Here is a 21351-nt window from a genome sequence, read left to right as displayed (position 1 = left end):
AATGATGGCGAAGCCAGCAGGGGAAGAAAGTCGCGACCGGCTGTTGCGGGCTTGAGAACGAGGCGGAGCGAAGCGAAGACGGCCTTCGGTCAGACCAGCCACATCGAGGACGCAGGTGGTGCGCCCCTTCATGAAACCGCGGCCACGGACGACAGGCGAAGCCTATCGGCATGATAACCGCAACCGCAGCCACGGTGGGGCGCCATCAAGCCCGGCCGTCCACGTCACGCGTCATTGCAGAACGACGGCCCATAGCCGGAAAGATGCGCCAGCCTCCTCATATCGGTCGAACGACGACGAGGCCGATAGGCGAAACAGCAGCCAAGCAACCTGCAGCTTCAAGCAGGAACGCCCCTTGACGGTCATGGACATAGGCATCTCGGACATGGCGCCGGCACGGGCCGGCTGATTGGCTCCGGCCCCTGGGTTACCGCTCTGACAGGGGCCAGCCGCAAGGCGGGGCCTTCAGCCTGATGTGCAGCCCGGTGTGCTGAAGCCAACGACACTTTCCAGGCTGGACGATCACACGCCGCACGTCCCTTCACATTCATTTGGCAACAAGTCGAGCTGGCCTGTGCCGTCGACAAACCGACTTCGCCAAGGGGAACGCCGGATCGGTGCAGAAAGACCTCGCCGCCGATACCGCGCTGCGCCGGTGCGAGTTGCCTGGTCAACGTCGACAGCACCGGGGACATGCCTCGGCGTCATTGTCACGCATGGATCGTAGAGAGGCTGTAGGCTGGGGCAACCGATGCAGGCACTTTTGGGCGGATTCCGAGCCATTGAGTGGCGACCGGATGCTGCAGCGAGCGCCAGCGCGTGAGGCTAGCCGGCGCGGGGATCGTTTCGATCCGCCGGCTGTGGTCGCGCACTGCCAGCGGGTCATGCCGATCAAGAGATTGGCGCGCCGGTCGACGGTGCGGGTAATAGAAGGAATTGATGCCCAACACTTGCCCTCGGCGAGCGTCGAGGAGATTTCGCGCAAATTGCCAGCCGAGACAAACCGGAAACGGGCAGCACATTCGGCGCCATACCTAGAGACAGCGACGGGTTTCCAGCACGCATCGGCGAATATAGTGCAATCCAGCCGCCCGAAATGCCAGGTGCCGCCATCAGGGCGAGCGCGCTCGATTGCACTCCCCCGCCGGGGCTGAGCACGCGAAGGCGGATGATCAGGGAGGGCTCGGCGCCCTCCCCTTGCAATAGCGGAGCGCGTAACGTCAGGCCGCCCTCCCCAATTCTTTCGCCTGCGGCTGGAGTTCGTGGAGATAATTGACCGCGCGTTGCGCGTGGGCGGCTGCCTGGAAGATCGCCCGCTTGTCGCCGCCCAGCAAGCTGGCCCACCCCTGAATGTAGGCCGCATGTTCGGGCCTCGGCTCGAGTTCGGGGACGATATCGAGATCCGCGCAGAGCATGGCGGCGCCAAGCTCGACGAGCAATTCTTCGCGCGCGCGGTCCGTGCGGTCTTTGTGGTAACGGCTGAGGTCTCGGTTCAGTCGATGGGGAGCCGCCGTCCAGTGCAGGGTTTCGTGCGCGCGCGTAGCGACGAACGAAGCCATGTCCCGGAAAAATTCCGGGGACGGTAGCTGCACATGATCGGAAGAGGGAGAATAATAGGCCTTGTCTCCGCCATACCGCACGACCGCTCCAGTATTGTCGAAAAAGCGATCGGCATGCTCGATGCGCTGGACAGGATCGGTAACAGGATCGGGCGCCGCGTAGTAGTGGGCCGGCAGACCCTCGATCTGGTCGGCGCAGAATACCGTATAGGCTTTCAGGAACGGAATGCCCCGTTCGACTTCTTCGCCATGAGCATCGGTTTCGGTCCTGGTGAAGCGGCTGGCATAAACCACCGTTGAGCCGGTTTCCCCCTTGCGGACATGACCCCCCAGTTCGACGCTCTGCTTGAAGGTTATCCACGTCGGAGAGACGAAGCCTTTCGAAGCGGCCTCCGACCAGAGAAGCAAGGTATTGATGCCCTGATACGGAAGGCCATTGTGGCGTAGCGGGCGCGTGATGCGACCCTTCGCATTGCCCACGCTCCACGGCCTCACCCATGGGCGCACACCCTTTTCCAGGTCCGCGACGATGCGATCGGTGATTTTCGCGTAGATGTCGACGCGGGGCGGGTTGCTCTTCTTGTCCATTTCAAACCTCCATTCGAGGCCGCGCCGATCGCGGCCGTCACGAGGTCCGCACGCGCAGGACCGCAGGTCCGCGAACCCGCGGAGGATCGATGGGGAAGCTGAGGACCATCGCTTGCGGGCCGCAACGTCAGTGGAGGACGGCGCAGCCGTTTCGCGGGACGAGCACCGGAGCAGGACCATCATTCGTGACGGCCGCGATCGGCGCGGTCTTAATGACTTGCCGTGTCGATCTTTGAGTCGGGTGCCTTTGGCACACGCAAAGAGGCCGGCTCCCGAACGGACACCAGCCTCAGTATGAGAAGATCGGGCGGAGCCGAAGCTCCGCCCAATGGCATTAGCCAAGGGCCGCCATCTGGAGATCGGCTGCCTGCCGGTTGACGGTCTGGCCGGGGTTCTCGGTCTGGCGTTCGTAGGGCTTCCAGCTCTCGCCGACGATGTGCTCGTAGGCGGTAACGGCGCCCTCGGCGGCCATGCGCAGGGCATGTGCCTGAAGGCCCATTTCGGCGGCGAATTCGCGCTTGCGCTGGGCCTTGCTGTCGAAGCCGACCGGACCGTCAATGTCCTCGTCGCGGGTGTCATTGGCGAGCTTGGCCGTGGCATCCTTCGCCTCGGTAACGGCCTTCGAGTAGAACTGGCCTGCTCCAAAGGCGGAGCCGACATGGGACCCGACGATTCTTTGCAGGTGGATTTGCATGGCCTTTTCGGAAAGGCCCTCGGAGAGCGTATCGGCGCTTTCGATCAGACTGCGCTCGTGGAATTCACGGATGCCGTCGCTGTCGAGGACGCAGAGGCCGAAGCTTTCGGAAATGAGGGTGGCCTGGCGGCCATCCGGGCAGCAGAGCCGGACCATTTCGAGGGTGGTGCCCTTGCGGAGCTGGACGACGCGGGCCTTGGTCTTGGTGGAGCGGGTTGAACTGGACATTGAGCTTTCCTTTCTAGCGATGCCCTTCAGGTGTTCCGGCCCTTGCCGGTTTTCCCTGCGGGTGCGGTCAAAAGGAACCGGCGAAAGCTGGACGCTTCAGGGTCCGGAGCCTGCCAGGCGAGCGAGGTTGGCTTGCGGACAAGCGGGGCCAGTTCTTCACTGGCCCTGCGCAGGACGCGGGCCAGCCTTGCCGAGATCGGCGGGTTCCGGCCGCTCCGCGGCGCGATAGCGGCCTTGAAGCGGACAGCCGCGGGTTCAGACCGCAGCAAACCCGCGGGGAAGACCGGCAAGGGGATGGCACGGATACCGGCATGCGGGAGGAAAAGCACCCGGTCGACCCGCGCTGCCATGCCATCGCACGGCCTGCCCAATGCCGCCGGGCGTCCGCGGTTTGAACGCCGGCTGCTGCTGGTATAGATGAGCTGCGCCGGTCCGCCGCGTGGATCAGATCTTTGGCCTGCACGTCAGACTTAAAGCGCACCGTATTCAATCCCGAGGCGAGGGCAGCGTTGGCCGATCACAACGACGACCACGTCTATGACGATACGACAGGGGAATGGCGACCAGCCTCGGAAAGGGCTGCCATTAAAGCTTGTGCCGGAAGCATTGAAGTGCGCGACGCCGCCGGCACCATGCTGGCCGACGGCGCCTCCGTCGTCCTCGTCAAGCCTCGAGGTCAAGGGGGTGCCGGCCAGACCCTGAAGAGGGCACGGTGATCCATGCGAAGAGCTGCGCGGTGATCGGGGACAGACATTATGTGTCCCTCCGCTGCCAATCCATGAAGCTTGATGGCCCGCCAGAGACACGGTGGCGTGCAACATCGATGACGAATCCAAAGCGGCCGACATGATATTCGTCGGTCGCAACGAGAAAGCGACGTTCCTCAGTGCCCGGTCCGCGCTTGCCGCCAGGGGTCGCGATAATTTCGGTGAACCCGGCCTGGTGCTCGCAACGGATCGCCGACACCACGACCCAGTCATCGGCATGCTTCTCGAAAAATGCCCGCTCGTCCTTTTTCGCCGATTGGCCGGCTTCGAGCGCCCTCCCGTGGATCGCCTCCCAGGCATCCGGGTACCAGTCGCGGATGGTCCTTGCCGCACAAGCCTTCTCGAAGTCCGTGAAGAGCTGCGGGAAAGCCTGGGCGACGGCCGCCCAATCGCAGTCCTCCTCATACCAGCCGCCATCGGAGCGGAGCAAGTCATGGACTTTGCGATTTCGCTCCGCCGACAGATGGAACCCGCCATGGCCTGCCGTCGAGTGAGCCACGACGCCCTCGGCATAGACGGTCGCTCCCTGCGAAGTTCCCCATGGTGTGTGGGCGCGGGAGTGGATCTCGCGACGTCCGAGCGCTGCGCGCTGCCGCTGGTGGAGGGCGTTCTCCTCGACATGCGCGCGAAACGCCGCCTTGTCGGCAAGCTCACCGGCATCGCCGTAGAAATCGCTGCGCGTCCATTCGGCCATGGGACGGCGGATACGCCAGCCCGTGACAAGATAGTGCCGGCCATCGCGGGCTGGAGCCATGGCGAAGGCGTGCTCACCGACAAGGGCAACGCAAAGCCCGTCGGCGCTTCGGCCAAAAGAAACTCCCGGAAAACCGGGGGTTTCGACGTCATGGGTTTCAGAAGTTCGCGCAGTCATGCCGCCGTCCTCCCCTCTACAGCAACCACAGCTACGGTGTCGGCCGTGACTTGCTGCAACACGGCGTTCGGATAGCCGTGGCGAGTAAGCCATTCCTCGGCAGCCATGCGATTGGCGGCAAGATGGATAAGCTCCGAATCGTCGCCGGCGCGGTCGAGAACGAGAACCGTGCCGATGGACGGCCGCTCCTTGGCCGAAAACTTCAGGTCGTTGTTCACCGAAAACGTCTGGTGGACGCGCAACACAATGGTTCCATGACTGCCATAGTCACCCTTGTGCAGGGCGATCGAGGCGGGCAGCGTCGTACTGCCGACGCGGGTCTCGGCCTGTTTGCGGATCAGGCTGCCGCCACCGTTGCGATTTTCCCAGGCTGCGACCTTCTTGCGATGCCGCTCTGGCGGGCGTGGGGATCCGTCGGAATAAGTCACGATCGAACCGAGGGGAACGAGGTCATAGATCAATTGAGCCGACATGATGGTCTCCTTGTTGCTCATGGTGGAAACAGAACCGCCGCCGGTGATGTGCCGGCGGCGGAATGATCGTTCTGAGGGAAAGGTAGGCTGAGCCGCCTACTCGGCGGCCACCTTGTAAGGCTCGATCTGTTCGTCCGCGAGGTCCTCCTCCCGCGGAGCGGAATCCTCGCCGACGTCGTCATGCGCGGGCTCAACAACCGCATCGCCGTCGAGCTCGTCCTGGTGCTGCGGCGTGTCGTCGTCAGGCTGTTTTCTGGCCTCGTTCTTCTTCAGCCAGGAGGTCAGCTTTTCGGGAGCGGGCGCAAACAGCGCCGACGGGTGGACGAAGCGGCCTTCCTTGAAATGCTCGACCAGGGCCGCACGGGTGTCCTTGACCTTCTGACGGGGCGGGACGGATGTATCCGCGCAGGCGGCTTCCAGAGCCTGCCGCGATAGGCATGACAGGAAATCCTCCGTCCCCATGTTGGCCAGGAAGTTGTCGGCGGCGATGACGTCGCCGGCGACACGGGCGACAACGCCGCTGTCCGAGCGATTCTCCCTGCAGGACAGAACGTCGATCAGCAAGGACCGCACGGCAATGCGCAGCGTGTCCATGTCGAACTCGAGCTTGCCGTCGTGGTCGAACAGGCGCGCGGCATGTTCGCCGAGGCCTGCGGCCCCGTAATAGGAGATGTCGCGGGCACCAGATGCCACCGCCACATTCTGGCCGGCGAAGGCGAGAACAAGCAGCGCCATCAGCGTGTCGTCCCCGATCGGTGCGCGCGACAGCGCCTCGTGCAGCGCGTCTGTACGCAGGTCGCCGATCATCTCAATGCCTTTGCGCGTCACGTCCGGACGGGGCTTTGCCGCAACGACGATATCATCGCCGTCGGTCACGACATCGGCGCCATTCTCGCCCCTGGGCTTTTTGGCCGCCGGCATGCGGTACGCGACCGACTGCACCTTGCCTTCGCGGTCGAGATACATGGCAGTGTGATCGGACTTGGACGGCTTGCCGTACACACGCTCGGCCTTGGGCGGCAGCTTCGGCTCGCCCCACTGAGCGGCTTCCACGATCACGCCACGCTTGGGCACAGTGTTTGCCATCCACTCCTGCTGCGCGCCAAGGAAGGCCTCGACATCCGTCGTATAGCGGCTGTCCTCGTCGGCCGGAGCGAACAGGTCCTCGACCCAGGCAATGCCGTAGGCCCGGGCGAGATCGTCACCGAAGCTGGCGTCGCGCGCGTACATGCGACGCTTCGTCAGGCCCTGCGCCACGCTCCACCACGACACCTGCGGATCGGCCTTGGACGGCTTGTGCTTCTTCCAGACCTCCTTTTGCTCATCAAGCGAAGCCGACGCGATGGTGCGCAACTGCTGCTCGTTGGGCATGTCGCCCTTGGCCATCTGGTCGAGCATAGCCGGCAGAACGTTGGCGAGCAGGCGCAGCTTCCTGATCTGGCGGACGGGAAGCGCCAAAGCGACGGCGATGGCTTCTTCGGTCCAGCCCAGTGCAACCAGACGTTCGATCGCTCGCCATTGGTCGACGGGATTGAGCTGTTCGTGCGCCAGCGTCTCGGCCAGCGACCGCATGGCGCCACCATCCTCGGCCCTGTCGATCACCAGGACGGCGATCTCTTCCAGACCGGCCGCAATCGCCTGCTTCACCCGGCGATGGCCGGCATCGATGACGTAGCCATTTCCGCCTTCCGTCTCCAGCGCCACGACAGGCGGCTGCACGATGCCGACGGCGCGAATGGTGGCCAGCAGCAGCGCGTCGGCCTGCGGACTGGACTTCGAGCGTCGCGCCTTGTCAGGGTTATCCTTCAGCGCACGCGGATCGACAAACTTCAGTTCCATGGAGATGCTCCTTCAAGGGGTTTGCGGACACCGCCGTTCGTTCGCTGTGTCCTTCCTCGTCTTCTTCCCGAAGACATCCCCCGGCCCGCGGAGCGGACGGGCCGGTGCAATTGCGGCCGAGCATCCCTGCCCGGCTGGCCGAGCGGGCTCTTGGGCCCTGCGCAGGACGACGCGGCCGGGATTGCGAGCGGCGCGGTTGAGCGCCAGCGTCAGCGGCTCGCCCGATCTGCGAGCGGGTTTTATTCCTCCTCCGTTTTCCTTTCCTCATCCCTGCGACATAGACCGGGGTATGGAGATAGACGGAAAATTTTGCACGCCAAACCGAAGGTTAACGTCTTTGAACCTACGGACGCCGCAAGGAGCCCTCCAGCGGCTCGAAGCTGTCGGGCTGTGATCATGACGTCACCCATTCATGGTCAGAAGGTCAGCTACAAACTGGTGCAGGACAAAAGTTCCAGAAGACGTCGAGCGGCGAACTCCGAACCATCTGATGGAGGCTAACAGGCAGTCCATCTCAACCCTTCCATAGAGTTGAGCGAAGCCGCGCGCTCGAACTCAAAACGATATCGGGCCTTAGCCCAAGCATTGCTTTCCCTGATCGCAGGATAGGCGCAGATGGCCAGCCGCGCCATTTCCTCAACCCGGCTCGCTCCATCCTGGTCACGGCTGTTTTCGCCCACTTCGTTGAGCGCTTGCCGAACGCAGCCTATGCTGTCTTGTCGACATCAATCAGCCCTCGCAGGTCGGTGGACGGTTCTCTGTCTCGGCGCGGCGGCTCCCGTGGCGACAGCCCACCAGGTTTTTGTTCTATGTTTGTTGTTTCTGACGAGAAACCCGGCTGCTGACGGGGGACCCCGGTATTGTCCCATTTCGGGACCAAAGTGCTGGCATTGCTCTTGCTTCGGACGTAGTGCCGGTTGATCCCGGTCCTGATCGCCTACTTTGATCAGGTGTAGGCTCGCCGGGCTTGAGGTGGTTGGGGTTTCTTCGCCCGGCGAGTTCCGCCACGCTAAGAACAAAGGCCGGCGCCCTCGCTGAAGCTTATCCGAATGGCGCCGGCCACGGGCGGGATTGGAATCCGCCGCGCCTTGACACAGCTGGGTCGTTACATAGCGTCAGGTGGTGCGGACGCTTTGGGTTTCCGCTTCGCAGGTGCCTTCTTGGCTGGTGCGACGGGTTCAGCCTTGCGGCCAAGCCCGATGGACTTCGCCAGTTGCGAGCGCTGGGCGGCGTAATTCGGGGCCGTCATGGGATAGTCGCGCGGCAAGCCCCACTTCTCGCGATAGGCGTCCGGCGTCAGACCGAAGTCCGTGCTAAGGTGCCGCTTCAAGGATTTGAACTTCTTGCCGTCTTCGAGGCAGATAATGAAATCTGGCGTCACCGACTTCTTCGGGTTGACCGCGGGAGTTTGCGGCTCAACGACAGGCGCGATCGGCGTACCAAGCCCGGACAGAGACTTGTGCACGGATGCGATTAGTTCAGGCAGACCGGTTGCCGGCACAGGGTTCTTACTTACGTAGGCGGACACAATCTCCGCAGTAAGCTCGGCTAGTTCGGCGGGGAGTTGGTCGGATTCTTTTGTCAATGTGTCGGTCCTTTTGTCTGATTTGTCTCATCTCTATTTGAGCACTGTCCAGTACGCAACCGGGCCTGATCTATTCTGAGCCAATGATGGCGGCCGGCTTTGCGGCGGGCCATCCCGCAACGGATCGATAGCAGACTGAATTTAGGCGGCTATGGTGTGAACGCGGAAGTCGGGTCAGATCCGCTTGAAGTCCTTAAGCCCTAGGCGTGTCCGCTGGCCTTCCGCGAAGGCAAGGGCGACCGATTCTAGGTCGAATGATCGGGTAAGTTCTTCGCCGTTCCCAACAACACGGACGAACCACTCGCCCATGGCCTCGACTATCTCGACGGACGTGTGGTTCGCGCAGCCTTTGGTGTCGTCCATCGCAACTGCCTCGTGTCTGGATGGGGACAAGACGAAACAATATGATTGCTCGCCTCTCAAGCGCTAAAAGGCCGGCGCCTGCTTTTGCGGGGGGCTCTGGCAGGCGCCGGCCGGACGGTCCAATCAGGTCCGCCGCGATGATCCAGTTAGCTGATTCTTGACGTTACGTCATGTGGTCTGGCTGGCCGGACCCGAGTATGACCCAAACGTGGCATCAACATGGGTAAGCAGTACGGCGCACCTCCTGCATCGCCTGCACCGAGCGGCCTTGAACCTTTGCCCCCGGTCAATGGCTGACAATGATCGGCAGCGTGTATCGAGCCTGCTACGCGGCAGCACGCTGATCCCGGCCATCAGTCAAGGACGCGAGATCGGTTTCGATTTCCGCAAGCTGCCGGCGCTTCTCGGCCAGTTCACCAGATAATCCGAACTCGCCGCCCTGACGACAGCGATAGGAGATGAGCCTGCGCTCGGCATCCTCAAGACGCTGGCGGTATTGTACCTGCTCGCCCTCGAAGCCGGCCAAGGCATGCTCGAGGCGAGAAATCGCACCAAGCGGCGTGGTGGTCACCGCGAGCTCAATCTCATGATCGACGCCGGTGCGCACCAGCATGGTGGCATAGCGGTAGCCGTCCTTGCCGAAACGCTCGCCGGAATATTCGAAATTGAACCCGCCGATGCAGGCTATAGGGGTTTTGCCTTCCTGGTGAAGCTGCACGAGAGTCAGGATTTCCTTCATCAGCGCGCGACCAGCGAGTTTGCGCTCAGTGAACGCCTCGCCCCCAACCACCATGCTGAACCCGTCGCCGGTCGTCGGCACGAGGCGCTCGATATCCTTTCCGACCTCGCCGATGCGCCGGGTCGAGTATTCGATATCGCGCTCGGCATCGCGGATCTGCCGTCGAACGGCGTGCTCATCATCGATGTGGGCCGCGCGAAGGCGCTCCAGACGGGCAATGTCTGCCTCCAGACCTGCCTTCTGCATCAGACGCGGATCGCCCGAGGCGATCGCCTTGGCCATGGCGAACTGGTTGGCCTGCCCCTCACCCATATCCTCCAGCCGCCGAATGGACGTGTCACCGGACAGGGCGGCCGCGATGAACCGGGCCTTGCGCTCGTTGTTCTGCCACATCTGGGCGTCCATCGATCCCTCCGTGGCGTAGGCGAAGATATCGATGACATCGTGCTGGTTGCCCTGCCGCAGGATACGACCTTCGCGCTGCTCGATCTGGGAGGGAAGCCACGGCACATCGAGATGATGCAGCGCCTTGAGGCGAAGCTGCGCGTTGACGCCGGTGCCCATCGTGTCGGAGGAGCCGATCAGAAACCGGATTTTTCCAGCGCGCACGTCTCCGAACAGGCGCTGCTTGGCCTCCGACTTCCTGAAATCCTGCATGAAGGCAATTTCCGATGCCGGAACGCCCCTGCGGACCAGCTCGTCGCGAATCCAGCGATAGGCCGAGAAGCCTCTGGTCTTCTCGACGCTGATCGTGCCGAGATCGGAAAAAATCATCTGCGCTGCGCCGGCAAGCTCGAACGGCTTGCCGTCGGCGCGGGCATAGCTGCTTTGCGCTGTTTCTTGCCAGATACGGAAGGCATTGCCGATCAGGGCGTTGAGCTTGTTGTCCGGCTCATTGTCATCGTCCGGATCGACCAGCCGCAGGTCGATCGCGGCGTGCCGGCCGTCGGTGATGACCGAGAGCAGGATGTCGTCACCAGGTTCTGCCGGACGGTCGCGTTCCTCGATGGCCTTGATGCGGGCATCGAGCACCATCTGGTAGCGCCTGAAGGCCGCGGACGGCTTGGCGGTGATGATCTGACGTGCGCCGGTCGAAAGCGCCGGCACCTTCACATAGTCCCGCAGGTCTTGCGGCATCACCACATCCGCGAAGGAGCGGAACATGGCGATCAGCTCCGGCACGTTGACGAAGGTTGCGAAGCGCGTCACCGGCTTGTATTTGCCGGATGGCTGCAATTCGAGTTCAGTCGTGACGTCGCCGAAGGTCGAAGCCCAGGCGTCGAACTCGTGCAGGCCGCGCTGAAGCAGCGCCTCGTAACCGAGATAACGCTGCACCGAGAACATCTCGCCAAGCGTGTTGGTGATCGGCGTGCCGGAGGCCAGCACGAGCGCCCGGCCCGGATTCTTCGTCTCGACGAACCGGGATTTGACATAAAGGTCCCAGGCCCGCTGCGAGCCGTTCGGATCGACGCCCTTGAGTGTCGACATGTTGGTGGCGAAGGAAAGCTTCCTGAACTCCTGCGCTTCGTCGACGATGATCTGATCGACGCCGATCTCGGCGATGGTGAGCAGGTCGTCCTTGCGGGTCGCCAGCGCCTCCAGCCGTTCCCTGAGCCCCTCCTTCAGCCGCTCGAGACGCTTGCGCGAGACGCGGTCATCGCTCTCGGCCTTGGTCAGCAGCGTTTCGTAGAGTTCCAGCTCGTCGTGGATCATCTGCTGCTCGAAGGCGGACGGCACGCCGATGAAGCGGAAGGCGCTGTGGGTGATGATGATCGCGTCCCAGGTCGCCGTCGCCGCACGCGACAGGAAGCGATGTCGCTTGGCTAAAGAAAAATTCGTCTCATCGGCGACGAGGATTCGCGCGGTCGGGTAGAGCGCCAGAAATTCGCGGGCCACCTGTGCAAGGCAATGACCGGGAACGACCAACATGGCCTTGGCAATCAGCCCAAGCCGGCGCTGCTCCATGACGGCCGCGGCAATCGTCATGGTCTTGCCGGCGCCGACGGCGTGGGCGAGGTAGGTCGAGCCGGCCGAGACGATACGCCAGATACCGCGCTTCTGGTGTCCATAAAGAGAAAAGGCGCCGGAGGCGCCTGGAAGCTGCAGGTGATCCCCGTCGAATCTTCGGGGAGCGATGTTGTTGAAGCGGTCATTGTAGACCCGAGCCAGCCGGTCGGTTCGGTCGGGAGCGGACCAGATCCAGTTCTGGAAAGCGGTCTTAATCTTGTGCAGCTTTTCCTTGGCGGCCTCCGTATCCACAACATTGAGCACGCGCTTTTCAGCAGGGCCCTCTTTCACCGTATCGAAGATCTGCGGCACCCGGCTGTTCAGCGCGTCGGCTAGGAGCTCGCCGGCATGACGGCGATCGGTGCCCCATTCGGACGTGCCGGCCGCCATCCATCCCAATTGCCGGGCTTCAACGGTCCACGATGCCAGCTCCGGCATATGATGGATCCTGATCTCGGCACCCATCGTCTCCTTGATGAAGGCGACAACATCGGCGGCGGGTATCCATGGTGCGCCAAGACGGGCGGTAATATCGGAAGGCCGAAGATCGGCCGGCTGAACCTCGACCAGGGCGCGGACATTGCGCTCGAAAATTGGGTCGAGTGCGGCTGCGGCTTCCGCGACCTTTAACTTGTCGCGGACCTGACCGGAGAGATAGGCGTCGGCCGTTTGCCACGAACCGGTCTCGGGATCGCGGTAGATGGCGTCGCCGAGTTCGGTGATGACGGCTTCGGTATCGGCGTGCAGCAATTCGGCGATGTGATCGACGTCGACATGGCCGCGTTCGTTGAGCACGACGGCAAGCGCATCGGCAGCACTTGTGATGATGGGTGGTGCGGGCGGCGCGATGACGCGCTCGGTGAAAATCGGACCCGGCCGGGCGGTGTTGGTTTCGAGATCGTAGTCCTCGATGGAGGCGACCAGCCAGCAATCGGGATCGTCGAGGAAGGGCTGCAGGTTTGGCCGGCGATGCACTTCGCGGACCTCGCCGGTCTCGGCGTCCTCGCTGGTGGAAACGACGGTCGTGTTTATGGGGCCGAAGCCGCGCACAAAATTCGACCATGCGATGCGCAGCTTGACCTGGGCCGGCTTCCAGGGCCGGTCGAACTCCTGGGCCTTCAGGACTTCACGCACCGCATCACGGATGGGGATCAATTTGCGGATGATACGCGCGTGCTTTTCCGGCACGCCTTCGCTCGCCCTGCCCTTGCGCACCGTGATGGTCACCGCAGCGCCATCGATCATCTGCGCGAGGGCGGTATTTTTCGCGACGACGAAACTGCCCTCGCGCACGCCGGCGCCTTCCGGCAGGGTATCGACGACATCGACGACATCGGCACTGGGCTTGGCGTCGTGATCAATCTCATGATCAATCTCGGCCGGCTCGCCGTCATAGATGGCTTCCGGAAGGAGCGAGATCGCTGCGGTGAGCGCACGCTCCAGATCGGCACCGGGATGGGGCAGGCAGGAATAGGCCTCGCCATAAGGCCCCGAGACAGTGGCATGCGTGCCGAGTACGAAATCCGGGTGGCGCGCGAACCAGCGGTTCACGCGGATCGCGCCCTCATCCCGCGTCGCGGCCCGAACTTCTTCGGTGTCGAGCCATGAGAGGTCGCCCTCTGGCTCGCTGAGCTTGCGCTTGCGGAAAAACAAAATGTCGACCACGACGTCGGTGCCGGCGTCGGCCCGGAAACTGCCTTCGGGCAGGCGCATGGCGGCAATCAGATCGGCCGCCTTCGCAATATGCTCGCGCGCGGTGCTATCTGCCTTGTCCATCGTGCCAGAGCTGGTGACGAAGGCGGCAAAAGCTCCAGGCTTCAGCAGATCGACCGACCGGGCAATGAAGTAGTCATGCAGCCGCAATGCCACCGACCGATACGCCCGATCGGAGCGCACCGTGCGATCGGAGAAGGGCGGATTGCCGATGGCGAGGTCGAAGGTCGCCGGCAGCTGCGTGGCGGCAAAGTCGCCGTTTATGACCCGCGCTTGCGGCTGCAACAGCCGGGCGATGCGCGCGGTGACGGGATCGAGTTCGATTCCAGTGACGTGGGAGACGCCGCGCAAGGACCGCGGCATCAGCGCCGGAAACAGGCCCGTTCCGACGCCTGGTTCAAGAACCCGACCGCCGCGCCATCCGAGACGCTGGAGGCCTGACCATATCGCCCGGATGATGAACTCCGGGGTGAAGTGGGCATATTGGGTGCAGCGCGCGAGCGAGGCATGGTCGATCTCGCCGACGGCATCTTCCAGGTCCGAGCCGATCTCGCCCCAGCCTTTGCGAAAATCGCTCTCGCCGGGGCGGCGGAAGACACCATTGGCAAGGTCCGACGCGCCGAAGCCGGTGAACCGGATCAGCCGCTCCTGCTCCTCGCGCGTGGCAGGGCGCTCGTCGGCCTCGATTTCGGCGGCGAGCCGGATCGAAGCGATGTTGTCGCGGGCCCGATCCTTCCAGCCACGGGCCAGCCCACGATCGCCGGCAAGATGAAAGTTCAGTCCATGACCCCGTCGAGGCTTCGACGTCGGTTGCATGGCTGCAACCGCTGGCGTGACCGGCGAAGGCGCGGAAGAATTGGGATCATTGTCATCGCCCGGCCCGAAGTCAGCGGCGAAAGCCGTGACGCCAAGGCCAAGCCCGGACGAAATGGCCGTGCTGCCGAACAGGTCGATGGTAAAGGGGTCGTCATGAGCCATGGAAAATCTCCTTGGATTTGAGGGCGAGCCCGATCGCGCGGACGCCGTTGGCGGCCGCGTGAAAGGCTGGCAGGTTGGCTGGGGTTAGCGGGCGATCAGCGAGAGCGAGACTTCGGTCTCGGTGAGCTGCACGTTGAGATGCGTGCAGCGAAGGTTGCGATCGAACAGCGGGATCAGTTGCTCGGCGCCGATGAATTCGATGCCGTCGTCACCGCCGAAATGCCGGCGCTTGTAGTCCCACCAGTCGGGATTGCCGACAGGGTGGCATTGTTCCGAATAGACGACGAGCGCGCGGGCGCCCTCGGCGAGTTTGCCGTTGGACAGGATGTAGACGCCCTCGTCGCCGACCAACCAGAGGCCGGGCCGTTCGCCCTCGCCAGGCTTCGTCCCATAGTAGGGATTGCGGAAGCCTCCATTGGCGGCGGCATCGGCAATGCCGCAATCGATCACCTTGCGAACGGCAAGGATGGGAAAAGTGAACATCGCTTCCCCCTCACGCGGCAACGGCCAGGGGAAGGTGGCGCAGATGCACCGGCAGCTTGGCCGCGATCTCAGCATCGGTGAGCTCGTCGAGCAGCTTCAGCGTGGTGCCCTGCCGGCCGCCATAACAGAGCACCGTGCGCTTGCCGCGATGCTCGGGCAGCCAGCGATCCCCGGCATAGCCACGATACGCGTCGTGGGTGGCGCTCCAGATATGCTCCAACCGCTCTTCGCGCGTCATCGCCTTCACCGGCGAGGACTCGCGCTCGACGATGGCATCGCGCATTTCGGCAGGCGATCGCGCGACATTCAGATCGCAATAGGCATGATAGTAATGCGTTCCGCCGTCGATGCGCAGTGTGTAGAAGACGCTGGTGATGCTGTCGGTGAGGAACTCGCGCAACGCGAACATCTCACCTCGCATCCAGAGCGGTGGCAGGATCTCCAGCATGTAGTCATGCTCGGCGCGGGCGACTCCAAACCACTCCCCGCGATAAAGAGATCGGGCATCGACGTGATCCCGGTTCGGGCGCTGCGCATGGCGGTCGAACAAACGGAACATCTGCCGGCGGTCGGCAATGCCCTGGTAGATTTTGCGGATGGGAGAAAAGGGGTTCATCGGCGGGCTCCTTCAGTCTCGTCGGGCCTGAGCGCGCAACACCCTCGTGGATGCCCATCATCTTCAGCCCTTCATGACCCCTTCCCAGCGGCCGCCTCTCCGTCCGGGCGGGTCAAGGGCCGGCGCAGCCGGGCGAAGCTTCACCCTTGCACGCGACCGGCGGGCATGCGGCAACCCGGTTTCCTTTCCTTTTCTCTCTCTTCCTCTCCAATTTGGCGGTGCGAACCGGCTGTCATGCCCGCGTGGCGCAGACTTTCGAGTTGACATGGTCATTGGCAGAGCGCTGGCAGCGATCTTCAATCTTGCGCCGGCGGTTGAGTGATCGGCGCCGTCAGGCGGGTGCCGCGTCCTGCAGCATCGCGTTCCAGTCTTCGGCGCGCGGCTTCAGCCGCTCAAAGTCGCAGGCGAGCTCGCCGGCAAGCTCACGCAGCCTCGACACGAATGCCTCGCCTTGCGGGTTGGCGTCGGTGGCCGCCACAAGCCGCGTGTTCGGCCTTGCCCCCAACAGGCGAAGAGCCGTATCCGTCGCCGGCGACCAGCCGCCGCCGGTGCTGGCATACAGCGTATCGCGCCGGATCCGTTCGATCGCGGCCAGGCTCATGGCGTCGATCGCCGCTTCGGTGACGCAGATGCGGGTGGCTGTCATCGTCGTCCCCACCCGGAACAACATCTTGCCGCCTCCAGCCGCAAAACCCCGCCACTGCGGGCCGCGCTCCTCCCAGCCGGTGACGATACCGGCCGCGTCGCTGTGGGCGGCCCACATGCTGCCGCGCGGGCCTTCCCTCAGAACGTTCTGAGCGGTCGCTGTCGCGATGACCTGTTCGGGAATGTGCCGCTCATCGCGCAGATAGCGCCAGGTCGCCGACCCGCGCCACGGCTTGCGTCGCCTCGCCCATCGTTGCGGGACGGACTGGTCGGGTTCGGTCTCCCGGGGCTGCCGTTTCCATTCGGGCTCGCTCGGCACCAATCCCACAAGCGATGCTACCCGCACGAAGGCCTCCACGAAATCGCCGCCGTCCAGATGCTGCACCAGCGAATAGACATCGCCTTTTGCATCCGACAACGGGGCGAACCATCCCTTGCCGTCATGGATGACGATGATGATATCGTCGCCACGGCGATATTTGACCGCTTTGCGGGTGCTTTCCTTGAGGTCGACCGAGAAGCCGCCCGTCTCCAGCACCGCCGCACAGCCGACCCGGCCGCGCAGCTCTTCTATATCCGCCTTTTCCATTCTTCTCTCCTGGCAGCCTGCGGTCCGCCTTTCTCCAAGTCTATCTCTTCCACAATTGGCGGAACACGCCGCGACCGCCGCGAAGAGCAAAGGGCGCAAGGGCGCGGCTACCGCCGCGGCGCAGCCTCCCTTGCGGCCTGCCGCTCGCAAGCGGCACGCCGTGGCATAGAGGGCCGGTTCAATGAACCGGCCGACCGCCTGTGTATGGGCAGTATTCGGCGATCGCCTCGACTTCGTCGCCGTCGAGGTCTTCGGCAGGAAGAACGCCGTACTCGTTGTCATTGACCTTGAACAGGATGACCGGCGTCATCAGGGTGCGAGCGAGGTTCCAGGCGTGGCTCTGAGCGAGGCTGAGTTCGTGCGACATGTGTTTTGCTCCCGTGTTTGCGGGGACCATTCCCCGCTCGACAGGCGCCCGTCGGGTCCAGCCGGGACCGCGATCATCGCGATGGCGAAGCCTTGAGCGACGGCACGCTTTGCGTAGTCCGACCCCGCAGCGGGTTGATCGGCAAGGTCCGGGCTGGAACAAGGGAATTAAGCCGAAAGAGCGGGAAATGGCCCCGCACAGGAGCCACGTCACTCGCCACGAAACCTCGCGGATTCATGACTACAGTACTTGCGGCCAACTTATGCCAGCTTCATCAAGGTCTAGTCCAGGGCAGGAACCGTTCTTGCTGTACCGACGATGCCGCCGCGATAGTGGCGTCCGTGCAAAGAACGCCATTCAAGTGAGGATTTCAGCGAGCAATGCGATAATCATTGCCGCGGTATGCTGCGAATGTTTTTGGCCCGAATGGCGGCCGCTGCCTCGGCCGCAACCTTCGCCATGAAACGTCGCGTGAACTGGCCTACCGGAACGGTGGACTCCAAAGCCCATGAGGTCGTGAGGTCATCGACATTGAATTCGTCCACGATGACCCAGGCCGGCGTATAGAGCTTCGCCCTCTTCGCCTCAGTCTCCGGGACCTCGACGCAACGCCGGTCAGGTCCCGGAGCCTTACTCGTGATGGGAAAAAGCAGAGGCCGCGTGCGGCCATCCTTGCCTGCGACGATTACCATCACACAAGTCGGCCGAGCCTTTCGGCCACTGTCTTCACCGCGATCGAATTCTCGCGCCCACAGATAGGAATAGAGAATGACGTGGCCGTGTTCAGGCTCGGTCATTCTCCGCTATCCCTCAAGGTGACGGCGTCCAGGCCAGCGAGAATTTCATCACGCTCGGCTCCCTTGAGGTCTTCGACACGATACGCCCGTTGTGCGCTTCGTCCCGCCAATCGGTCGAATTGCTCAACGGTCAGAAGCACAAATTTGCGCTTGCCGCGCTTTGTGATCTCAACAGGCCCTCGGTATGCCGCCTCTACCACCTCGCCAGATTTGTTTCCGAGGTCGGTTAGCGTAAAGCTGGTCATCCTAGCTCTCCATCTTTACCCCTAAAATAGGTGAAACAGCTATTTTTGGCAATATGGCTGAATTAGCTGTTTCAGGAAGTGCCATCTCCATCGACTACCGCCGCCCTCGGAAGCTGCCCCTTGAGGCGCGCGCCGGCGAGCTCGAGGAGCGCGTAGACTGTCTCATCCTCGCTCCAGCCTGATTCCAGTGCGCGCTGAACCAATTGCTGGAGGGCCGGTTCCAAGGCGAGCTGGCACTGAAGGGCGCGGTCCGGACGGTCGACCGGGCAGCTTGGTTGCGCGATCGCAATGCTTGATCGCTTCATCGCAGGCCATGGGCTCTCGCCCCTCTCCTTTTGCCAAACGAGGCGCACCAGCTCACGTGTTGTTCGTCCGCGGCTCGGCAATCGCTTCATCTTCTCAACGAGCCGTTCCAGCGATCCCGCGCGTTCCAACTCCCTAAAGAAATGACGCGGCGTGGCGCTACCGAGCCCTTGCAGCTGGGCCAGGTTCCACACATACGGATAGGCGGCCATGAAATCGGATCGAGGCGAGGCCTTGGACGGTTCAGCCTTGGTCAGGATGCCGCCGCCCACGAACCAATCGGCCTTCTCGATGATTTGGCGCACCCTGGCTGTCGACAAGCCATGCTCCTGAGCCAGGTCGGCGAACCGCTTGCCCTTCAGAAAGCCTTCGACCAGGGCGATGTTCCTGTCGACGGTCGGGCTAAACCCCCAACAGGTGCGCAGTTTTTCCAGCATCATCCCGTTCGTTCATGCGGTTGTTCGCGCCCCTACAAACCCTAACCGGCCAAACCGGCGCTTGGAAGCCTCCAGACTCACGTCATGGCTCCGGTGCTTACATCGCCGCTAAAACGGCCAAGTGACAGAACCGACCCCTCCCGACAAAAGCCTGACCTTCGCCAGTCTTCTACGGGCAAGCGTTCGCGCCAAAAGTTCAAAGCCGCGCCCGTAACATTCAATAATGAAAGACAGTGTCATGAGATCGAGCAGAAAGTCGTCGATCGCATGTGTGAGCGCATCAGACCTTTGTTCGAGTTGAAGTAGCAAGGCACGCGCCTCTTCGATCGCGGCCCGGCAATCGTCTGCGTCTATCAGTGAATCGATCCTGTCAAAGATCTGCAAACGTCCTCACTCTCCCCAAGCCACACTCAGCGCATTGACCGCGCCTGGTGAATGAGTTTTCAACGAAAGAACATGGTCGCGTCCCGCGAAAAGGCGTCGCCCGGCAAAGAGCCTGTTGATGAAGCATGCTGCGTCAAACGACAAGCAAGAACGGGCTCCACCCGGGTGATGTCTTCGAAGGCAAGGTGAGTTGGCTCGGGTCAGCGTCTCGGCCGCAAATCACTGATCGGAAGGAACCGTGCCCGCCTCATCGGAGGCAAAAAGTTTCTCTCAATTTTGCCAGCCGCCTCGGTTCAGTCGAGATTACATGCGAGACGGCCGATACCGGAAAGAAAAGGCTTGCAAAAAATGAGTAGGGTAGCTGGATCAGTTGAAGATTTGGCTGCGCCGACGACTTTTGCGCCACTCATGCAGCCGACTTTTCGTTCGATCTGGCTCGCCACGCAGGTCTCTTCTCTCGGCTGGTTGATGCAGACTGTCGCCATCAGCTGGCTGATGGCGACGATCTCGACTTCCGATCTGATGGTTGCGTTGGTACAGGCTTCATCGAACCTGCCCGCGTTCATTTTATCTGTCTTCGCCGGGGTGCTCGCCGACAATTTCAGCCGTCGCAGGGTCATGTTCGCCGGCCGTTGCCTTATGGTGATAGCCTCTGCGATGCTCACTGCGTCCGTGGCGCTGGGCTTTGTTAGTCCGTGGATGATCCTCGGCTTCAGCTTCTTGATCGCAAGCGGCGGCGCTCTCAACGATCCCGCCTGGCAGGCCTCGGTTGGCGATATGGTGCAGCGACGCGATGTTCCCGCTGCCGTCACATTGCTCTCGGTCGGCTTCAACACCGTCCGGACCGTGGGCCCGGCGCTCGGCGGCATCGTGGTTGCCTCGTTCGGGCTTATGACGGCTTTTACCGTGACCACCCTCACCTATTTGGTACCCCTGGGCACGATATGGCGCTGCAAGTGGAAGGTTCGCTCGTCACCTCTTCCACGCGAGTCGATGAGGACGGCGATCTATGATGGGCTGCGCTTCACGGCGATGTCATCGGAAATCAAGGCGGCGATCGCGCGCGGAACCCTCTTTGGCCTGGCGAGCATCGCCATACTCGCGCTGCTGCCGCTGGTTGTCCGCGATCATTTGGGCGGAGGACCGCTCGCCTATGGCACGCTCATGGCCGGTTTCGGGACAGGCGCCGTCTTCGCCGGCCTCGCCAACGGCACATTCAGACGGAGCTTATCGCAGGAACGGTTGATGAGGCTCGCGTGCGTCGCCTGCGCGGCATGCTCCCTTTCCCTTGCACTGACCTCTTCAATTCCAGTGGCCGCAATTGCGCTTGCCCTGGGCGGCGCGGGCTGGGTCACCGCCTGGTCCGGGGTTGGCGTGAGCGTGCAACTGGCGAGCCCGCGCTGGGTCGTGGGGCGTACGATTTCGATCTACTATGCCTTGATAGATGGCGGCATCGCGGCCGGCAGCTGGGTATGGGGCACGGTTTCCCAGAACCATTCGCTGACCTGGGCACTGGAGGGCTCCGCTGGTGCTCTGCTGCTGGTTGCCGCAGCCGGCGTTCTGTTTCCTCTTCGCGAGCGCCGCGAGTCCGAGCCCGATCCTTTGGAGGAATTCGACGCCCCGGCAGTCGCCCTCAATTTGAAGCCGAGAAGCGGGCCGATCGTGGTCAAGGTCGAATATCTGATAGCCGAGAGAAATCTCGAGGCCTTCCTCGACCTCATGCGGCAGCGGCGTCATGTCCACAGCCGCGTCGGTGCTCGGAACTGGACGCTCCAGCGCAACCTGCAGAAGCCCATGCAATGGACAGAAACGTTTCGCACGCCGACCTGGACGGACTACCTTCGGTTAAACCATCGTCTCACGGAAGTGGACAAGGAACTGGACGAGCGTATCCTCCAGTTGCACGCGGGCGAGGAAGCGCCTCAAATGACGCTTTCGATTGAGCGGCCGACAAGCTCGGCCCGCAAACCCTATCAGTCAATCCTTCACCTTCCCCGTCATTGACGCCCGACCGGCACATATCTGGGGCATCAGCGACCGCAACAGCACGCGACTATCGCCGCGTGCCAAATTTGACTTTG

The 21351-nt window shown here is 62.7% G+C and carries 18 protein-coding genes and 1 pseudogene; 2 read left to right on the top strand and 17 right to left on the bottom strand.

Annotated elements, in window-relative coordinates:
* Window positions 1-1220: 1220 nt before the first annotated feature.
* The 3 genes from J1C56_RS28640 to J1C56_RS28630 form a co-directional block, all read right to left on the bottom strand.
* Window positions 1221-2147 carry an ArdC family protein gene (locus J1C56_RS28640; protein ID WP_214393366.1) on the bottom strand — a complete coding sequence of 309 codons (927 nt, stop codon included), beginning with the start codon at window positions 2145-2147 and terminating at the stop codon, window positions 1221-1223.
* Between the two features lie 334 nt (window positions 2148-2481).
* Complete coding sequence (locus tag J1C56_RS28635; RefSeq protein WP_214393365.1) at window positions 2482-3069, bottom strand: BAR domain-containing protein; 588 nt, start codon at window positions 3067-3069, stop codon at window positions 2482-2484.
* A 26-nt stretch (window positions 3070-3095) separates the two neighbouring features.
* Window positions 3096-3419 (bottom strand): hypothetical protein, encoded by a 324-nt coding sequence (locus J1C56_RS28630; RefSeq protein WP_214393364.1) that lies wholly within the window; start codon window positions 3417-3419, stop codon window positions 3096-3098.
* A gap of 159 nt (window positions 3420-3578) precedes the next feature.
* On the opposite strand from J1C56_RS28630, the pseudogene J1C56_RS28625 reads away from it, so the two are divergent.
* Window positions 3579-3776 (top strand): annotated as a pseudogene (locus J1C56_RS28625) (PhnA protein); the annotation flags it as partial.
* Between the two features lie 46 nt (window positions 3777-3822).
* On the opposite strand, the gene J1C56_RS28620 reads toward J1C56_RS28625, so the two are convergent.
* The 14 genes from J1C56_RS28620 to J1C56_RS28555 all read right to left on the bottom strand — a co-directional run bounded on the left by J1C56_RS28620 (window position 3823) and on the right by J1C56_RS28555 (window position 19270).
* A complete protein-coding gene (locus J1C56_RS28620) occupies window positions 3823-4707 on the bottom strand; it encodes a DUF7007 domain-containing protein (protein ID WP_214393362.1) in 885 nt (294 codons plus the stop codon).
* Window positions 4704-5180, bottom strand: coding sequence for a hypothetical protein (locus tag J1C56_RS28615; protein ID WP_214393434.1), 477 nt, complete (start codon window positions 5178-5180; stop codon window positions 4704-4706). Before J1C56_RS28615 ends, J1C56_RS28620 begins: the two co-directional genes overlap by 4 nt.
* Before the next feature lie 96 nt (window positions 5181-5276).
* Entirely contained in the window at window positions 5277-7019 is a 1743-nt protein-coding gene (locus J1C56_RS28610; RefSeq protein WP_214393361.1) for a ParB N-terminal domain-containing protein, read from the bottom strand.
* Between the two features lie 1105 nt (window positions 7020-8124).
* Complete coding sequence (locus J1C56_RS28605) at window positions 8125-8604, bottom strand: Ros/MucR family transcriptional regulator (RefSeq protein ID WP_214393360.1); 480 nt, start codon at window positions 8602-8604, stop codon at window positions 8125-8127.
* Between the two features lie 174 nt (window positions 8605-8778).
* Window positions 8779-8967, bottom strand: coding sequence for a hypothetical protein (locus J1C56_RS28600; protein ID WP_214393359.1), 189 nt, complete (start codon window positions 8965-8967; stop codon window positions 8779-8781).
* A 325-nt stretch (window positions 8968-9292) separates the two neighbouring features.
* Window positions 9293-14404: a helicase-related protein gene (locus J1C56_RS28595; protein WP_214393358.1), complete on the bottom strand. Its 5112-nt coding sequence runs from the start codon at window positions 14402-14404 to the stop codon at window positions 9293-9295.
* 84 nt (window positions 14405-14488) lie between these two features.
* Window positions 14489-14887: a DUF3085 domain-containing protein gene (locus tag J1C56_RS28590; RefSeq protein WP_214393357.1), complete on the bottom strand. Its 399-nt coding sequence runs from the start codon at window positions 14885-14887 to the stop codon at window positions 14489-14491.
* Between the two features lie 10 nt (window positions 14888-14897).
* Entirely contained in the window at window positions 14898-15503 is a 606-nt protein-coding gene (locus tag J1C56_RS28585) for a DUF1419 domain-containing protein (protein WP_214393356.1), read from the bottom strand.
* 331 nt (window positions 15504-15834) lie between these two features.
* On the bottom strand, window positions 15835-16737 hold the full coding sequence (locus J1C56_RS28580) for a DUF3991 and toprim domain-containing protein (RefSeq protein ID WP_214393355.1): 903 nt from the start codon (window positions 16735-16737) through the stop codon (window positions 15835-15837).
* Window positions 16738-16915: 178 nt separating this feature from the next.
* Window positions 16916-17104: a hypothetical protein gene (locus J1C56_RS28575; protein WP_006205770.1), complete on the bottom strand. Its 189-nt coding sequence runs from the start codon at window positions 17102-17104 to the stop codon at window positions 16916-16918.
* A 389-nt stretch (window positions 17105-17493) separates the two neighbouring features.
* Window positions 17494-17901 (bottom strand): hypothetical protein, encoded by a 408-nt coding sequence (locus J1C56_RS28570; RefSeq protein WP_056567551.1) that lies wholly within the window; start codon window positions 17899-17901, stop codon window positions 17494-17496.
* Window positions 17898-18146: a type II toxin-antitoxin system Phd/YefM family antitoxin gene (locus tag J1C56_RS28565; RefSeq protein ID WP_027054576.1), complete on the bottom strand. Its 249-nt coding sequence runs from the start codon at window positions 18144-18146 to the stop codon at window positions 17898-17900. Before J1C56_RS28565 ends, J1C56_RS28570 begins: the two co-directional genes overlap by 4 nt.
* Window positions 18147-18217: 71 nt before the next feature.
* Window positions 18218-18886 carry a hypothetical protein gene (locus J1C56_RS28560; RefSeq protein WP_246592075.1) on the bottom strand — a complete coding sequence of 223 codons (669 nt, stop codon included), beginning with the start codon at window positions 18884-18886 and terminating at the stop codon, window positions 18218-18220.
* Window positions 18887-18994: 108 nt separating this feature from the next.
* A complete protein-coding gene (locus tag J1C56_RS28555) occupies window positions 18995-19270 on the bottom strand; it encodes a hypothetical protein (protein WP_214393353.1) in 276 nt (91 codons plus the stop codon).
* Window positions 19271-19618: 348 nt separating this feature from the next.
* Here J1C56_RS28555 and J1C56_RS28550 point away from each other — a divergent pair, with 348 nt between their 5' ends.
* Entirely contained in the window at window positions 19619-21274 is a 1656-nt protein-coding gene (locus J1C56_RS28550) for an MFS transporter (RefSeq protein ID WP_214393433.1), read from the top strand.
* The last annotated feature ends 77 nt before the right edge of the window (window positions 21275-21351 follow it).

Origin of the sequence: Aminobacter anthyllidis (assembly GCF_018555685.1) — a bacterium.
Taxonomy (GTDB): Bacteria; Pseudomonadota; Alphaproteobacteria; order Rhizobiales; family Rhizobiaceae; genus Aminobacter; species Aminobacter anthyllidis.
The sequence above is the reverse complement of the archived record's forward strand: the minus strand, read 5'-3'. Positions and strand labels throughout refer to the sequence as shown.

Coding starts and splice junctions, on each gene's coding strand:
- J1C56_RS28640 (WP_214393366.1), bottom strand. CDS start 2,147: ATGGACAAGAAGAGCAACCCGCCCCGCGTCGACATCTACGCGAAAATC.
- J1C56_RS28635 (WP_214393365.1), bottom strand. CDS start 3,069: ATGTCCAGTTCAACCCGCTCCACCAAGACCAAGGCCCGCGTCGTCCAG.
- J1C56_RS28630 (WP_214393364.1), bottom strand. CDS start 3,419: ATGGCAGCGCGGGTCGACCGGGTGCTTTTCCTCCCGCATGCCGGTATC.
- J1C56_RS28620 (WP_214393362.1), bottom strand. CDS start 4,707: ATGACTGCGCGAACTTCTGAAACCCATGACGTCGAAACCCCCGGTTTT.
- J1C56_RS28615 (WP_214393434.1), bottom strand. CDS start 5,180: ATGTCGGCTCAATTGATCTATGACCTCGTTCCCCTCGGTTCGATCGTG.
- J1C56_RS28610 (WP_214393361.1), bottom strand. CDS start 7,019: ATGGAACTGAAGTTTGTCGATCCGCGTGCGCTGAAGGATAACCCTGAC.
- J1C56_RS28600 (WP_214393359.1), bottom strand. CDS start 8,967: ATGGACGACACCAAAGGCTGCGCGAACCACACGTCCGTCGAGATAGTC.
- J1C56_RS28595 (WP_214393358.1), bottom strand. CDS start 14,404: ATGGCTCATGACGACCCCTTTACCATCGACCTGTTCGGCAGCACGGCC.
- J1C56_RS28590 (WP_214393357.1), bottom strand. CDS start 14,887: ATGTTCACTTTTCCCATCCTTGCCGTTCGCAAGGTGATCGATTGCGGC.
- J1C56_RS28585 (WP_214393356.1), bottom strand. CDS start 15,503: ATGAACCCCTTTTCTCCCATCCGCAAAATCTACCAGGGCATTGCCGAC.
- J1C56_RS28580 (WP_214393355.1), bottom strand. CDS start 16,737: ATGGAAAAGGCGGATATAGAAGAGCTGCGCGGCCGGGTCGGCTGTGCG.
- J1C56_RS28575 (WP_006205770.1), bottom strand. CDS start 17,104: ATGTCGCACGAACTCAGCCTCGCTCAGAGCCACGCCTGGAACCTCGCT.
- J1C56_RS28570 (WP_056567551.1), bottom strand. CDS start 17,901: ATGACCGAGCCTGAACACGGCCACGTCATTCTCTATTCCTATCTGTGG.
- J1C56_RS28565 (WP_027054576.1), bottom strand. CDS start 18,146: ATGACCAGCTTTACGCTAACCGACCTCGGAAACAAATCTGGCGAGGTG.
- J1C56_RS28560 (WP_246592075.1), bottom strand. CDS start 18,886: ATGCTGGAAAAACTGCGCACCTGTTGGGGGTTTAGCCCGACCGTCGAC.
- J1C56_RS28550 (WP_214393433.1), top strand. CDS start 19,619: ATGAGTAGGGTAGCTGGATCAGTTGAAGATTTGGCTGCGCCGACGACT.